Source organism: Nocardia sp. NPDC059691 (genome assembly GCF_042733915.1).
Lineage (GTDB): Bacteria > Actinomycetota > Actinomycetes > Mycobacteriales > Mycobacteriaceae > Nocardia > Nocardia sichangensis.
The window spans coordinates 322868-336950 of sequence record NZ_JBHWFB010000003.1 but is presented as its reverse complement, the minus strand read 5'-3'; the positions used below and the strand labels follow the sequence as shown (position 1 = coordinate 336950).

Annotated in this window: 13 protein-coding genes; 5 read left to right on the top strand and 8 right to left on the bottom strand. The window is 69.3% G+C overall.

Annotation, left to right across the window (positions count from 1 at the left end):
• The first annotated feature begins 55 nt into the window (after window positions 1-55).
• From ACFV2O_RS08730 to recX, 3 genes are all read left to right on the top strand, one after another.
• The gene (locus tag ACFV2O_RS08730; RefSeq protein WP_379251275.1) at window positions 56-1078 is read left to right on the top strand and encodes an Lrp/AsnC family transcriptional regulator; all 1023 of its coding nucleotides are present in this window, start codon (window positions 56-58) and stop codon (window positions 1076-1078) included.
• A 170-nt stretch (window positions 1079-1248) separates the two neighbouring features.
• A complete protein-coding gene (recA, locus tag ACFV2O_RS08725; protein WP_039799269.1) occupies window positions 1249-2292 on the top strand; it encodes a recombinase RecA in 1044 nt (347 codons plus the stop codon).
• Between the two features lie 196 nt (window positions 2293-2488).
• A complete protein-coding gene (recX, locus tag ACFV2O_RS08720) occupies window positions 2489-3145 on the top strand; it encodes a recombination regulator RecX (protein WP_379251273.1) in 657 nt (218 codons plus the stop codon).
• 477 nt (window positions 3146-3622) lie between these two features.
• Here recX and ACFV2O_RS08715 read toward each other — a convergent pair whose 3' ends face one another.
• From ACFV2O_RS08715 to ACFV2O_RS08685, 7 genes are all read right to left on the bottom strand, one after another.
• Window positions 3623-4075 carry a heme-binding protein gene (locus tag ACFV2O_RS08715; RefSeq protein WP_379251271.1) on the bottom strand — a complete coding sequence of 151 codons (453 nt, stop codon included), beginning with the start codon at window positions 4073-4075 and terminating at the stop codon, window positions 3623-3625.
• On the bottom strand, window positions 4023-4970 hold the full coding sequence (locus ACFV2O_RS08710) for a DMT family transporter (protein WP_379251269.1): 948 nt from the start codon (window positions 4968-4970) through the stop codon (window positions 4023-4025). The genes ACFV2O_RS08715 and ACFV2O_RS08710 overlap by 53 nt, the downstream gene beginning before the upstream one ends.
• Window positions 4960-6480, bottom strand: a complete 1521-nt coding sequence (locus ACFV2O_RS08705; RefSeq protein WP_355070233.1) for an NAD(P)/FAD-dependent oxidoreductase — start codon at window positions 6478-6480, stop codon at window positions 4960-4962. Before ACFV2O_RS08705 ends, ACFV2O_RS08710 begins: the two co-directional genes overlap by 11 nt.
• Before the next feature lie 200 nt (window positions 6481-6680).
• Window positions 6681-7583, bottom strand: a complete 903-nt coding sequence (locus ACFV2O_RS08700; RefSeq protein WP_356961487.1) for an amino acid ABC transporter permease — start codon at window positions 7581-7583, stop codon at window positions 6681-6683.
• Entirely contained in the window at window positions 7580-8260 is a 681-nt protein-coding gene (locus ACFV2O_RS08695; RefSeq protein WP_355070237.1) for an amino acid ABC transporter permease, read from the bottom strand. The genes ACFV2O_RS08700 and ACFV2O_RS08695 overlap by 4 nt, the downstream gene beginning before the upstream one ends.
• A 107-nt stretch (window positions 8261-8367) precedes the next feature.
• A complete protein-coding gene (locus tag ACFV2O_RS08690) occupies window positions 8368-9204 on the bottom strand; it encodes a glutamate ABC transporter substrate-binding protein (protein WP_379251267.1) in 837 nt (278 codons plus the stop codon).
• Window positions 9205-9255: 51 nt separating this feature from the next.
• Entirely contained in the window at window positions 9256-9984 is a 729-nt protein-coding gene (locus tag ACFV2O_RS08685; RefSeq protein WP_379251568.1) for an amino acid ABC transporter ATP-binding protein, read from the bottom strand.
• Window positions 9985-10243: 259 nt separating this feature from the next.
• Between ACFV2O_RS08685 and miaB the strand changes: the two genes are divergently transcribed.
• On the top strand, window positions 10244-11797 hold the full coding sequence (miaB, locus tag ACFV2O_RS08680; protein ID WP_379251265.1) for a tRNA (N6-isopentenyl adenosine(37)-C2)-methylthiotransferase MiaB: 1554 nt from the start codon (window positions 10244-10246) through the stop codon (window positions 11795-11797).
• Complete coding sequence (locus tag ACFV2O_RS08675) at window positions 11794-12525, top strand: hypothetical protein (RefSeq protein ID WP_379251263.1); 732 nt, start codon at window positions 11794-11796, stop codon at window positions 12523-12525. Before miaB ends, ACFV2O_RS08675 begins: the two co-directional genes overlap by 4 nt.
• Window positions 12526-12598: 73 nt before the next feature.
• On the opposite strand, the gene ACFV2O_RS08670 is transcribed toward ACFV2O_RS08675, so the two are convergent.
• The gene (locus ACFV2O_RS08670) at window positions 12599-13975 is read right to left on the bottom strand and encodes a DUF349 domain-containing protein (protein WP_356961492.1); all 1377 of its coding nucleotides are present in this window, start codon (window positions 13973-13975) and stop codon (window positions 12599-12601) included.
• Between the last annotated feature and the right edge of the window lie 108 nt (window positions 13976-14083).

Sequence of the window (14083 nt, the reverse complement as noted above, 5' to 3'; positions counted from 1 at the left end):
GCGGCAATCGGACGGATCCCCCTAGCCACAGCGGTAATTGCGTTAGATTCCTCCTGTGCGCGACGATGGCCCGAGGGAATCTTCCGATCTGGATGTCCTGGACAAACAGATCGTGCACGCGCTGGTTCACGACGCCCGGATGCCGTTCGCCCGGCTGGGCGGCGCTCTCGGCGTTTCCGAGCAGACGGTGGCGCGGCGTTACCGCGCACTGCGGCAATGCGGCATCCTGCACGTGGCCGGACAGGTGAACGCGGCGCCGCTCGGTCACGCGCGCTGGGTGCTGCGCTTGAAATCGACACCGGACAAAGCGCTGCGGCTGGCCGAATCCCTGTCCCGGTTCCCGGATCTGAGCTGGGTGACCCTGCTGTCCACCGGCTCCGAGGTGACCTGCGTGGGCAGGCCGCGCTCGATCGAGCGGCGCGACGCGCTGCTGTTGCAGATCCTGCCGCGCGCCCCGCAAGTGCTGGCGCTGACCGCGTACGAGGTCATCCATCGTTTTCCGCTCGACGAGGAGTGGCCGCGCTATCGGCACCTGCTCACTGCCGCCCAGCTCGACGCACTCGGCCCCGCCCGGCCCCGGACCGCGGACGCGGGACCGGAAGCACCGGTGCACCTTTCGGCGGCCGACGAGGCGATGCTCACGCTGCTCGGCCGGGACGGGCGCGCTCCGTACGCCCAGCTCGCGGCCGAAACCGGGTGGACAGCGCCGCGAGTCGCGCGGCGCATGGCCGAGCTCACCGCGGCGGGCGTGCTGTACTTCGACGTCGATTTCGCGATCGAGCGGATGGGCTACGGCGTGCGCGGCGCGCTCTGGCTGCGCGTGCGGCCCGCCGATCTGGACGCGGTGGGGCGCGCGCTGGCGACGCACCAGGAGATCGTGTTCGTCGCCGCCACCACCGGGCCGTCCAATGTGTTCGCTTCGATCATCTGCCGCGACACCGCGGATCTCTACCGGTACGTGACCGAGCGCCTCGGCGCGCTGGACGGGATCACCGACGTGGAAGTGACGCCTTCCCTGCGCGTGCTCAAACAGGCGCAGACGCTGCTGGACACCGACCGGATCGCCCTGGTGCGCTGATCGCGCGGCGTTCGCCGGAGAGGGCGCGAGCGGTGCGCTGCGCGCCGGGCGCGTCGCTTGACTCGAACACCTGTTCGTCTAGGCTGGTCGCCAGAACTTGTCGGTGCCGCGCTCTACTGTAGGCGCCAACCACAGAACGAGACTTACCCGTCGAAAAGGGGAGCAGGACCATGGCACCACAGGCGTACGACCGGGACAAGGCGCTCGAACTCGCGCTGGCCCAGGTGGAGAAGAGCTTCGGCAAGGGCGCCGTCATGCGCCTCGGCGAGGAGGCGCGCCAGCCCATCTCGGTGATCCCCACCGGCTCGATCGCGCTCGACGTGGCGCTGGGCATCGGCGGCCTGCCGCGCGGCCGCATCGTCGAGATCTACGGCCCCGAATCCTCGGGTAAGACCACCGTGGCGCTGCACGCGGTGGCCAACGCGCAGGCCGCGGGCGGCGTGGCGGCGTTCATCGACGCCGAGCACGCGCTCGATCCGGACTACGCCCGCAAGCTGGGCGTCGACACCGACGCGCTGCTGGTCTCCCAGCCCGACACGGGTGAGCAGGCGCTGGAGATCGCCGACATGCTGGTGCGCTCCGGCGCCATCGACATCATCGTCATCGACTCGGTGGCCGCGCTGGTGCCGCGCGCCGAGATCGAGGGCGAGATGGGCGACAGCCACGTCGGTCTGCAGGCCCGCCTGATGAGCCAGGCGCTGCGCAAGATGACCAGCGCGCTGAACAATTCCGGCACCACCGCGATCTTCATCAACCAGCTGCGCGAGAAGATCGGCGTGATGTTCGGCTCGCCGGAGACCACCACCGGCGGCAAGGCGTTGAAGTTCTACGCGTCGGTGCGCCTGGACGTGCGCCGCATCGAGACGCTCAAGGACGGCAGCGACGCGGTGGGCAACCGCACCCGCGTGAAGGTCGTGAAGAACAAGGTCTCCCCGCCGTTCAAGCAGGCCGAGTTCGACATCCTCTACGGGCACGGTATCTCCAAGGAGGGCTCGCTCATCGACATGGGTGTCGAGCAGGGCTTCATCCGCAAGTCCGGCTCCTGGTACACCTACGAGGGCGATCAGCTCGGCCAGGGCAAGGAGAACGCCCGCAAGTTCCTGCTGGAGAACGTCGACGTCCGCGACGAGATCGAGAAGAAGATCAAGGAGAAGCTCGGCATCGGCGCCGACGTGACGGCCGATGCGGCCGCGGAGGTGCCCGCCGATTTCTGAGCCGACGCACAGCCGTCGCTCGCCCGGAACGGCTCCGGCCGATTCCGGGCGGCCACGGGCCGACGCGGTGCAGGAGATGCGGCGTCGGCTGGAAGAACTCTTGTCCGCTTCCGGTCCGCCCGACGGCGCCCGGTCCCGCGGACAGGACGCCGAGCTCGTCCGGAGGGCCGAAGGTGGTTCGGTTGCGCCGGACACCATGGGAACTCGGCCGGGCGCGTCCGATCCGCAGCGGGCGCGCCCGGCTGGGTCCCGTCGTGGTCCCCGGGGTGCGCGGGCGCGTATCGGCTCGCCCTCGGCCGACTCCGGTCTCACCGAAGGACCAACGGCCGATCCGGGAGCGGCCGGATCCGAAGCCGGAACGGTCGAACAGGCGAAGGAGGCGTGTCTCCGATTGCTCGCCGTTCGCGCCCGCAGCCGTGCCGAGCTGGCTCAGCGTCTGGCCGCCAAGGGGTACTCGGCCGAAGTGAGCGAACGGGCGCTCGATCGCCTCGGCGAAGTGGGTCTCGTCGACGACGCCGCCTTCGCCGAGCAATGGGTGCACTCTCGGCACACCTTCTCCGGTAAGGGCAAGCAGGCGCTCGCGCAAGAACTTCGGCGCAAGGGCGTCGCACAATCGGATGCCGTGGCCGCCCTCGACGCCATCACCACCGACGACGAGGAAACCCGCGCCGCCGAGCTGGTCCGCCGCAAATTGCGCTCTCTGCCGCGAGATCTGGACCGGGACAAGATGATTCGCCGCCTCGTCGGCATGCTCGCCCGCCGTGGCTACGGTCAGTCCACGGCGTATCGGGTGGTCAAGGCCGAACTGGCCGATCAGGGGTTCGAGGGCGACCTCGACGAGACCATCGACTGAACTCGCCCATGCGGCTCCCGGCGATCGGGAGCCGTGCTCCACCAGTTCGAGGCGTTGTCGTATACCGGCGGCAGTCGAACCGCGCGAGTTGGTGGGAGTTCGTCGGCGGTACCGATCTCACCGGAATCGGCACACCGCTGCCGAAGCGATGTGCGGTCGTGCGGGGGAGCGCGCACGGTTGGCGCCGACCGGATCCGGCCCGGTAGGGGAAGCCCTATCCCGCTCACAACTGCGCTCCACGCCGGTCGGCTGTGCGGGATACGGATGGTCGGTGTGCGGCTACTGCTCGGGTACGGCCCGGCGCAGCCGCCGTGCTAGCGAAAACGCGGGCGACTACGGCGTTTTCGATCGGCTTGCTGATTGTCGCTGCTCGGACAGCCGATCGGGGCCCGGCCCGCGGCGGTCGAGGTCTGTGCCCTTCGTACCGCTGCGGCGGAGGTGCAACGCTGCGCGGGTTTCGGGTGCGGCATCGTCGGTCTACACCTCTCCTGTATCCGCGGATAGACCGGCGGCCTCGATACCCGCCACGGCGGCGCGTTCGTCCTCCAAGGAGGTCGTGGCCCCAGTCGAACCGACCGCGCCGAGAATCGAGCCCGCCGCGTCCCGGATGAAGACACCGCCGGGGACATCGAGGATGCGCCCTTCGGCGAGCGCGGCCACCGACGTGAAGAAGGTCGGCGCGGCCGCCGCGCGGCGGGCGATCTCGCGGTTGGAGACGCCGAGGCCGAGCACGCCCCAGGCCTTGGCGATCGCGATCTGTGGTCGCAGGATGCCGGAGCCGTCCTGGCGTTGTAACGCGACGAGATGGCCGCCGGGATCCAGAACCGCCACCGTGAGCGGGTCGAACCCGTGCGCGGCGCCGTAGGCCAGCGCCTCGCTAACGATGAGCGTCGCGCGTTCCAGCGTGATCGAGGTCGTGGTAACCGTCATTTCCTACTCCTGTGTCGAGGACTTTCGGATTGCGTTGGCTACAGGTCAATGCCGCGAGCACGAGCCCCGCACCGGCGACCTGCGGCCAGGTGACGCGTTCTGTGCCGGCCGCGACGGCGAACACCGCCGCCGCCACCGGCACCGCGAACATGAAGACCATCGTTTGCGCCGACCCCACCCGCCGCACGCCCCAGTACCACGCCACGAGGCCGTAAATGGTCACGGCGAGCACGGAAAAGGCCAGCGAGACCAGGGTCGTTCCAGAAATCTCCTGCACATCGCGCGGCGGTCCCAGTGCGGACGCCGCGGGCAGCAGTATCGCGGCGCCGATCACCGAAGCCCACGCCGTCACCCGCAGGGGGCTGTGGTCGACCAGCAAGGGACGGGTGACGACCGGGTAGGCGCCCCACAGCGCGGACGCGACCAAAGCGGCCAGATCCCCGAGCGCGCGGTTCGGCGCCGCGTGGCCCGCCTCGCGGCCGAGGACGACCAGGACCACGCCTGCCATCGCCACGCACGCGCCGATCAGCACGCCGGCGCGGACGGGCTCACCGCTCAGCCGCGCGAGCAGCGCGGTCCAGAACGGCGACAAAGCGATCAGGATGGCGGACTCGGTGACCGTGGTGAGCGCCACCGCGGCGCTGAAGGCCAGCTGATACGCCACGATGCCGATCGCGGCCGACAGCGCCAGCCGCGGCCACCACCGGCTCGCGATGGCGGGCCTGCCCTCCACGGCGCACGCGAGGACCAGCAGCAGTGGCGCGGCCGCGGCGAAGCGGATCGCGTTGAAGGTCACCACGTCCAGTTCGCGCAGACCCCAGCCGGTGACCGTGTAGCTGGCGCCCCACACGGTGCTCACCGAGGCGAGCACCCAGGTCGCGCGATCAAGCCGCACGCGGCACGCTCACCTGATCCAGCACGTGGCGCACCGACTCCAGCGCCGACTGCAGCGCGCCTTGGATCCAGGCGTGCGCGACCGAGAGATGCTCGCCTGCGAAGAACACCCGCGGCGCCGGATGCGGATGCGGTGCGCCGATTTCCGCGAGGTAGCGCGCGTGCTGTCCCGGCGCCAAGTAGGCGAACGCCCCGCCGCCGATGCCGACCTGCTCGTCCCAGGTCCAGTGCACGACGTCGTCGACGACGGCGGTCAGGCCGGGATGCAGCTGTTCGAGCGAGGCGAGCACGATTCTGGTGCGGTCGCTCTCGGGCAGCGCCGCGAACCGCCGGGCGTTGTTCTCCCACAGGTAGGCCGCGGTGAGCACGGCCGGTGCGTGCGAGCGCTCGGGATCCGCCGCACTCCAGCGGGCCGACTCGGGGGCGAGCCGGGCGTTGTCGGACGGGTACCACACCTGCTGGATCGGCAGATCGGTGAAGCTGCCGCCGCCGAAGATCCCGTCGACGTGCTCCCAGTGCCGCGCACGGACGTGGACGAGGGTCTTCGTGCTGCTGGCGTAACTGATGCCGCGGATCGCCTGCCGCTGGGGCGCGGGCAGCGCGGGGGAGATGTCGATCTGATCCAGGCCGGGCGCGGGTACCGCGCAGATCACGAAGTCGACTTCGTCGGTGAACGCCGCGCCGTGCCGCTCGCCGCGCAACCGCACGCCGTCGCCGGTGACGTGCAGTTCGGTGATGCGGGTGGCCAGCCGCAGGCTGCCTGGGCGCAACGCGTCGGTGAAACCGCGGATGAGCGCATCGGTGCCGTCCACCAGCTCCAGTTGGTCGACATTGAACAACCCGAAGTAATCCACGAGCACTTCCAGCAGCGAGGCGTGCTCGTAGTGCAGCAGTCCGCTGGCATGCCCGATCAGATCCCAGGCGTCCGGCGAGAGGCGTTGCCGGGTGAACTGCCACAGCGAGGTCGCCGCGAGCCGGTCCAGCTCCGGGTCGGCCACGTCACCGGCCAGCAGGGCCTTGCGCCGATGATCGCCGAGACCCTGCCAGGCGGCACGCAGCAGCCGCTCGAGCACCAGTAGCGGGTCGGTGCGCTCGGCCTCGTCCAGCTGGTAGGCGGGCAGCACCTGTTCCACCTGGGACCTGCGCACCCGACGGCCCCGCAGCAGGTAGTACGCATCCGGATTCGCGTTGACGAAAGGCCTGGTGGCCAAGCCGAACTCGTCGACGTAGTGCAGCGTGCAGTGATGGTTGCCCGGGATCCGCATCGCACCGAGTTCACCGTGGGTGCCGTCCCAGAACCGCCAGGTGCGGACCCGCCCACCGGGACGTGCCGTGCGCTCATAGACGGTCACGTCCAGACCGTGGCGTTGCAGCTCGTAGGCGGCGGCCAGACCGCTCGCACCCGCGCCGATCACCGCGACCCGTGCGGGGCCCGCGTTCCCGGGGTGGCGCAGTTCGCCGGGGAAGGAGAAGGACTCGTCGAAGAGAAGGTCGGAGGTACGGCTGGTCATCGATCAACTCCCGCAGGTATGACGCGCTGATGACCGTCCCACCGGTCGAATACCGGGGATCGGCGTATGCCTACGAGATTGACGGGACGCCGCCGAGGGCACGAGTGTTGCGCTCAGCTCGAGCACAACACTCCGGCACCCGTGCGGAATTGCCGCGCGCTAACCAGTTCGCTTGCGCGGCAAGGTTTCCGCAGCCCGGCTCAGGGCTTCTGGCCGAGGTCGACGCCGGGCGCGGCATCGGTGATGACCGAGTCCGCGGCGAGGACAGCGCCGCCGCCCTTTCCGCGCTTGCGCGCCCGCAGCCGCCGTTCCAGCCTGGTCGCCACCAGCGTCAGCGCGCTGTTGAGCGCGATCATGACGATCGCGATGACGATCAGCGCCGGAATCGTGTTCTGTTCGGCCGCGCCGAGTTGCTGGCCGGAGCGCACGATTTCGACGTAGGTGATCTGGTAGCCCAGCGCCGAGTCCTTGAGCGCGACCACCATCTGTGAGACCAGCGCGGGCAGCATGGCCGTGATCGCCTGCGGCAGCAGGATCAACCGCATCAGCTGGTTCTTGCGCATGCCCAGCGCGACGGCCGCCTCGGTCTGCCCCTTCGGCAGCGAGCGGATGCCCGCGCGCACGATCTCCGCGATGACCGAGCCGTTGTAGACGGTCAGCGCCGTGACCACCGCGGCGAGCGCGAGATCCTCGGACTGGAACACGTCGTACTGGGAGTACACCGCGAACAGGAAGATCATCAGGATCAGCACGGGGATGGCGCGCGCCACCTCGACGACGGTGCCCGCGACCCAGCGCACCACGCGATGGTCCGACAGCCGCAAGACGCCGAAGATCATGCCGATGATCAGCGCGAACACGATGGACAGCAGCGCGGCGACGACGGTGCCGCGCAGACCGGGCAGCAGGTAGGTCGACCAGACCTCCGCCTCCAGGAACGGCTTCCACTTCTCCGCGGTGAACTGCCCCTTGTCGGCGAAACCGCGATAGAGCACCCAGCCCGTCGCGGCCACGGCGACCACGACCAGCAGCGAGTAGACGTTGTTGCGCAGCCTCGCCTTCGGGCCCGGCGCGTCGAACAGGACCGAAGCGCCTGCGCTCATCGGGACACCTCGTATTTCTTGGCCAGCCAGCCGAAGAACAGGCCGGTCGGCAGGGTCAGGATCACGAAGCCGAGCGCGAAGATCGCGCCGATCGCCAGCACCGCGGCCTCGGTCTCGGTCATCTCCGCCATCAGGGTCGCCGCTTCGGCGACGCCGATCGCCGAGGCGATGGTGGAGTTCTTGGTCAGCGCGATCAGCACGCTGCCCAGCGGGGCGATCACCGAGCGGAAGGCTTGCGGCAGCACGACCAGCCGCAGGTTCTGCAGGAAGCCGAATCCGAGCGAGCGGCCCGCCTCGGACTGGCCCATCGGCACGGTGTTGATGCCCGCGCGCAGCGACTCGCAGACGAAGGAGGCGGTGTAGATGCTCAGGCCGACGACCGCGAAGCGGAAGTTGTTCTGGGCCAGCGAGTTCGGGCCCTCGCCGGCGAGGCGCCAGCCCATTGTCGTGTAGAGGCCCAGCGACATGAACACGATGATCAGCGTGAGCGGAGTATTGCGGAAGATGGTGACGTAGGCGGTGCCGACCCAGCGGGCGACCGGCACGGGGGACACGCGCAGCGCCGCGACGACGGTGCCGAGGATCAGCGCGCCGACCGCGGACAGCACGGTCAGCTGGATGGTCACCCAGAAGGCTTCGAGGATTTGGCTGTCGTACCTCGAGATCAGGTCGAACACGGCGGACGCGTTCCTCCGATCGGGTCGCGATGGTCAGGGGAGGTGCGGCGGGTGGCCCGGCCCGGTCGGGGACGGGCCACCCGTGCTGAGGCGAACGGTGCGGACGCTCAGTACCGGTTCACCGTCGGCGGCTGCGGGGCCTGGTAGCCCGAGGCGCCGACGGTCGAGTCGAACGCCTTCTTCCAGGAACCGTCGGCGATCATCGCCTCGATCGCGTCGTTGATCTTGTCGCGCAGTTCCTTGTCGCCCTTCTTCGACCCGATGCCGTAGTTCTCGGTGGTGAACGGCTTGCCGACCACCTTGAACGCGCCGCTGCTCTGCGCCGCGTAACCGGCCAGGATGATGTCGTCGGTGGTCACCGCGTCCCAGGATCCGGCGCGCAGGCCCTCGAGGCAGAGCGAGTAGGTGTCGTTGGTCTGCAACTGCGTGTCGGGGAAGTTCTTCTCGATGTTCTGGGCTGGGGTGGAGCCCTTCACCGAGCAGACCTTCTTGCCCTTCAGGTTGTCCGGGCCGTTGATGTCGGTGTTGTCGGCGCGCACCAGCAGCGACTGTCCCGCGACGTAGTACGGACCGGCGAAGTCGACCTTCTCCTTGCGCTTGTCGTTGATCGAGTAGGTGGCGACGATGTAGTCGACCTGTCCGTTCTCGATCAGGGTCTCACGCTGCGGCGACGGCGCTTCCTTGAACGTGATGTCGTTCGGCTGCACACCCAGTTTCCCGGCGACGTACTTGGCCACTTCGACGTCGAAGCCGCTGTAGGACCCGTCCTTGTTCCGCAGGCCCAGACCCGGCTGGTCGAACTTGATGCCGATGGTGAGCTTGCCGTCCTTGGCGTGATCCAGGGCGGACTTGTCGCCGCCGCCGCCACACGCGGTGGCGGTCGCGGCGGCGAGTGTCAGGGCGATCGCCTCGACACCGATGCGCAGAGCGCGATTGATCCTCATCGAGTTCCTTCTCCCTATCCAGTGGGTGTGCTGGCCGCTGTGTCCGGCAGGTCAGTGGCTCAAGATCTTGCCCAGGAAATCCTTCGCTCGCTCGGACTTCGGGGCGGTGAAGAAGGTGTCCGGCGTCGCGTCCTCCACCACCTGGCCGTCGGCCATGAACAGCACCCGATTCCCCGCGCGGCGCGCGAAGCCCATCTCGTGGGTGACGACCAGCATCGTCATCCCGTCCTTGGCCAGCGACACCATGACCTCGAGCACCTCGTTGACCATCTCCGGGTCCAGCGCGGAGGTCGGCTCGTCGAACAGCATCACCTTCGGGTTCATCGCCAGCGCCCTGGCGATGGCGACGCGCTGCTGCTGGCCGCCGGACAGCTGCGCCGGGTACTTGTCGGCCTGATCGGCGATGCCGACCCGGTCGAGCAGCTCCATGGCGCGGGCGCGGGCGGCGTCCTTCTTGATCTTGCGGACCTTGACCGGCGCGAGCACGACGTTCTCGAGGATCGTCTTGTGCGCGAAGAGATTGAAGGACTGGAAGACCATGCCGACGTCGGCGCGGAGCGCGGCCAGCGCGCGGCCCTCGGCGGGCAGCGGGACACCGTCGATGGCGATGTCACCGGAATCGATCGGCTCCAGCCGGTTGATGGTGCGACACAGCGTCGACTTGCCGGATCCCGAGGGGCCCAGCACGATGACGACCTGCCCTTTGGGGACCTCGAGGTTGATGTCCTTGAGTACGTGCAGGTCGCCGAAGTGTTTGTCCACTTTGCGCATCAAGATCATCGGTGGGCCGCTGGTGGCGGCGTTGACGGCCCCGGCAGAGGCGTCCCCGGTCGTGGCGGGCGCGGCGTCGTCGTCGGTCATGGTCATGACCTTAGGCAAAAATCGGAAATTTGCCCGACTTTCGGCGACACACCCTCTCGCCACGCCGATTCGACATGTGCGCGTAACTTCGCGGTTCCTCCGTCGTCGGCGGTGGACCGCCCCGAGCCTGCGTCGATGCCCGCGAAAGCCACCGGAGGCCGCCCCGTACCCTGGACGGGTGGATTCGATCGGACAGGCAGTGTTGTCTCCCGCGCCCGCCGAGGGCACAGCACGCAGTTACGAGGTCCGCACCTTCGGTTGCCAGATGAACGTGCACGATTCCGAACGCTTGTCGGGTTTGCTGGAGGACGCGGGCTACGTGAAGGCCGCGCCCGGCGCGACGGCCGACCTCGTCGTCTTCAACACCTGCGCGGTGCGTGAGAACGCCGACAACAAGCTCTACGGCACGCTCGGCCACCTCGCGCCGATCAAGGCGGGCCATCCGGGCATGCAGATCGCCGTGGGCGGCTGCCTGGCGCAGAAGGACCGCGACGTCGTGGTGCGCAAGGCGCCGTGGGTGGACGTGGTCTTCGGCACCCACAACATCGGTTCGCTGCCGGTGCTGCTGGAGCGGGCGCGGCACAACAGGGAAGCCCAGGTGGAGATCCTGGAGTCGCTGGAGGCGTTCCCGTCCACCCTGCCCGCCAAGCGCGAATCCGCCTACGCGGGCTGGGTTTCCATCTCGGTCGGCTGCAACAACACCTGCACCTTCTGCATCGTGCCGTCACTGCGCGGTAAGGAGGTCGACCGCCGCCCCGGTGACGTGCTCGCCGAGGTGCGGGCGCTGGTGGATCAGGGCGTGCTCGAGGTGACGCTGCTCGGCCAGAACGTGAACTCCTACGGCGCCTCGTTCGCCGACCCGGACGAACCCCGCGACCGCGGCGCGTTCGCCAAGCTGCTGCGCGCGTGCGGACACATCGACGGCTTGGAGCGGGTCAGGTTCACCTCGCCGCACCCGGCGGAGTTCACCGACGACGTGATCGAGGCCATGGCCGAGACCCCGAACATCTGCCCGCAGCTGCACATGCCGCTGCAGTCGGGTTCGGACCGGGTGCTCAAGGCGATGCGCCGCTCCTACCGCAAGGCGCGCTACCTCGGCATCATCGACAAGGTGCGCGCCGCGATGCCGCATGCCGCGATCACCACCGACATCATCGTCGGCTTCCCCGGCGAGACCGAGGAGGATTTCCAGGAGACCCTGGACGTGGTCCGGCAGGCGCGTTTCACCAGCGCGTTCACCTTCCAGTACTCCAAGCGGCCCGGTACGCCCGCCGCCGACATGCCCGATCAGCTGCCCAAGGCCGTGGTGCAGGAGCGCTACGACCGGCTCATCGCGTTGCAGGAGGAGATCTCCTTGACGGCCAATCGAGAGCTGGTCGGCACCGAGGTGGAATTGCTGGTAGCCGAGGGCGCGGGCAAGAAGAACGCCGCGACCGCGCGCATGAGCGGCCGCGCCCGCGACGGCAGGCTGGTGCACTTCCGCCCGGGCGGCACGGCCGAGCCGATCCGCCCCGGCGATCTGATCACGGTGGACATCACCGCCGCGGCGCCGCACCACTTGGTCGCCGATGCCGCGATCAAGACCCACCGCCGTACCCGCGCCGGTGACGCGCACGAGCGCGGCGTCACCCCGAAGACCGCGCCGATCGGCGTCGGGCTCGGACTGCCTCGCATCGGCGCACCCGCCCCGGAACCCACGGCCGCGAGCTGCTCGACCGGCTGCGACGCATGACCGCGAGCCCGCAGGACAACGACGACGCCACCCGTGGCGCCGATGGATCTGTCCCCGCGTCCGGCGACGACCAGCGCGGCGCGTCCGCGGCCGACCGGGGGCGCGAGCCGGCGAGCCCCGACGCAGACGAACGAAACGAGGATTCCGTGAGCTCGGTCGAGAGCACCGCCGATTTCGAACAGTTCCGCGACGATCTCGACGCCGTCGAGCGCAAGATCGCCGGTGAGATCGATCCCGGCGTCCGCGCGATGGTCGTGGCGGGCTCGGTGTTCCTGCTGCTGGCCTCGCTGGTGCTGTCGCACGCCGGCGCGGCGCGCGGCTTCGACGTGCTGCTGAACACCGACGTCGCGCGGGCCGAGCACATCGGGCTGCCCTCGCGGATCTTCGTGTGGTTCGTCGTGGTGTTCGGCATCGGCTTCTCGATGCTGGCGCTGATGACCCGCCGCTGGGTGCTGGCTTGGGTCGCGGTCGCGGGCAGTGCCGTGGCGGCCGTGTTCGGCGTGCTGTCCGTCTGGCACCGCCAGACGCCCGGGCTCGGCAACTATGTCGGCGCGGGCCCCGGCATCGGCCTGATCCTCGGCGCGATCGTGACCGTCGTGCTCACCTTCCACTGGATCCGGGTGGTGTGGAGCCGCACCGCACTGCACTTGGCCGCAGAGGAGCAGCGCCGCAACGCCGCCGCGGCGGCGGAGGAACGCGACCGTCGTCGGCTGATGGGCGATTCCTGACCGGCTCTTTCCACACGACAGCGGCCCATCCCAGCCGGGAGGGGCCGCTGTTCGTTTCGATCGTGCCGATATCTCAGCGGTTGCTGACGGCTCCCTCGGCGGCCTCGGCCCACTCTCGCCACTGCTTGGCCTGTTCCAGCGCCTTCTCCGCGTCGCGAGCCTTGCCTGCGGCCTGCGCCTTCGCGGCCTGCTCCTCGAACTGCGCCACGCGCTCGCGGAACTGGGCGGCGCGGGCCATCGCCTCGGGGTCGGTGCGCCGCCACTGCGCGTCGACGGCGTCGCGCACACGCTTCTCGATAGCCCGCAGCTTGCCTTCCAGTTCTTGCATGCGCTCGCGCGGAACCTTGCCGATGGCGTCCCACTTGTCCTGGAGCTCGCGCAGCGCGCCGCGGGCCGCTTCCAGGTCGGCGGACGGATCGATGTAGGCGTAGTGGTTCAGCAGTTCCTCTTTGGCGGCCGCGTTGTGCTCGAACTCGGCGTCGCGCTCGGAGACCGCGGCGTTGCGCGCGGCGAAGAAGACGTCCTGGGCGCTCTTGAAGCGCCGCCACAGCGCCTCGTCGGCCTCGCGCGGCGCGCGACCGGCGGCTTTCCACTCGGTGAGCAGATCGCGGAAGATGCCCGCGGTGGCCACCCACTCTGTGGAGCCGGACAGTTCCTCGGCCTGCACGCACAGTTCTTCCTTGCGCGCCTTCGCGGCGGCGCGTTCGCGATCCAGCTCGGCGAAGTGCGCGCCGCGGCGGCGGTTGAACGCCTCACGCGCCTTGGAGTAGCGCTTCCACAGCGCGTCGTCGACCTTGCGGTCCACGCCCCGGATGGACTTCCACTCGTCGAGGATCTCGCGCAACCGATCGCCCGCGGCCTTCCACTGGGTGGACTCGGCGGCGATCTTCTCCGCCTCGGCGGCCAGCGCCTCCTTGCGTTCGGTGTGCTCGTGCCTAGCGCGTTCCTTCTCTTCCTTGGCGTGCGCGGCGGCCTCTTCGGAGTGCTCGGCGATGGCCTGCAGGCGCCGGGCCAAGCCCTCGATGTCGCCGATGACGGCGGCGGTCGGCAGCGACTCGGCCAGCGTGACGGCGGCGGCCTTGGTCTTGCGTGCGTCCGCGCCCGCGGCCAACCTGGCCTCCAGCAGGGCGACCTCGGTGGCCAGATCGTCGAACCGGCGGCCGAAGTGGGCCAAGCCCTCCGCGGCGTCACCGGCCTGCCATGAGCCGATCTGGCGTTCACCCTCGGCGGTCTTCACCCACGCGGTGCCGTCTTCGTCGACCCGGCCCCACCGGCTCGGATCGGAGACGGTGGGCACGACGACGGGATGGGGATGCTGCTGGGCCGGGCCCGGGGCGGGTTTGACCGCGTGCGGTTTGGGCGGTTGAATCGAGCGGCCCGGTTTCGGAGCACCGGAAGAACGGGGCATCTTGCCGGGTCCGGCTTTCGCGGTTCCGTTGCTGTCGGTCATTTTTCCTCGTCCCTGCCGCGCGTCACGGCTGCCTGGTTACGCCCTAGCTCATCCCATTCAACCCGGTCCGAGCCCTTGTGACCATCGATCCATGCCTTCCCACGGAGG

Coding starts and splice junctions, on each gene's coding strand:
- recA (WP_039799269.1), top strand. CDS start 1,249: ATGGCACCACAGGCGTACGACCGGGACAAGGCGCTCGAACTCGCGCTG.
- recX (WP_379251273.1), top strand. CDS start 2,489: ATGGGAACTCGGCCGGGCGCGTCCGATCCGCAGCGGGCGCGCCCGGCT.
- ACFV2O_RS08715 (WP_379251271.1), bottom strand. CDS start 4,075: ATGACGGTTACCACGACCTCGATCACGCTGGAACGCGCGACGCTCATC.
- ACFV2O_RS08705 (WP_355070233.1), bottom strand. CDS start 6,480: ATGACCAGCCGTACCTCCGACCTTCTCTTCGACGAGTCCTTCTCCTTC.
- ACFV2O_RS08700 (WP_356961487.1), bottom strand. CDS start 7,583: ATGAGCGCAGGCGCTTCGGTCCTGTTCGACGCGCCGGGCCCGAAGGCG.
- ACFV2O_RS08690 (WP_379251267.1), bottom strand. CDS start 9,204: ATGAGGATCAATCGCGCTCTGCGCATCGGTGTCGAGGCGATCGCCCTG.
- ACFV2O_RS08685 (WP_379251568.1), bottom strand. CDS start 9,984: ATGATCTTGATGCGCAAAGTGGACAAACACTTCGGCGACCTGCACGTA.
- ACFV2O_RS08675 (WP_379251263.1), top strand. CDS start 11,794: ATGACCGCGAGCCCGCAGGACAACGACGACGCCACCCGTGGCGCCGAT.
- ACFV2O_RS08670 (WP_356961492.1), bottom strand. CDS start 13,975: ATGACCGACAGCAACGGAACCGCGAAAGCCGGACCCGGCAAGATGCCC.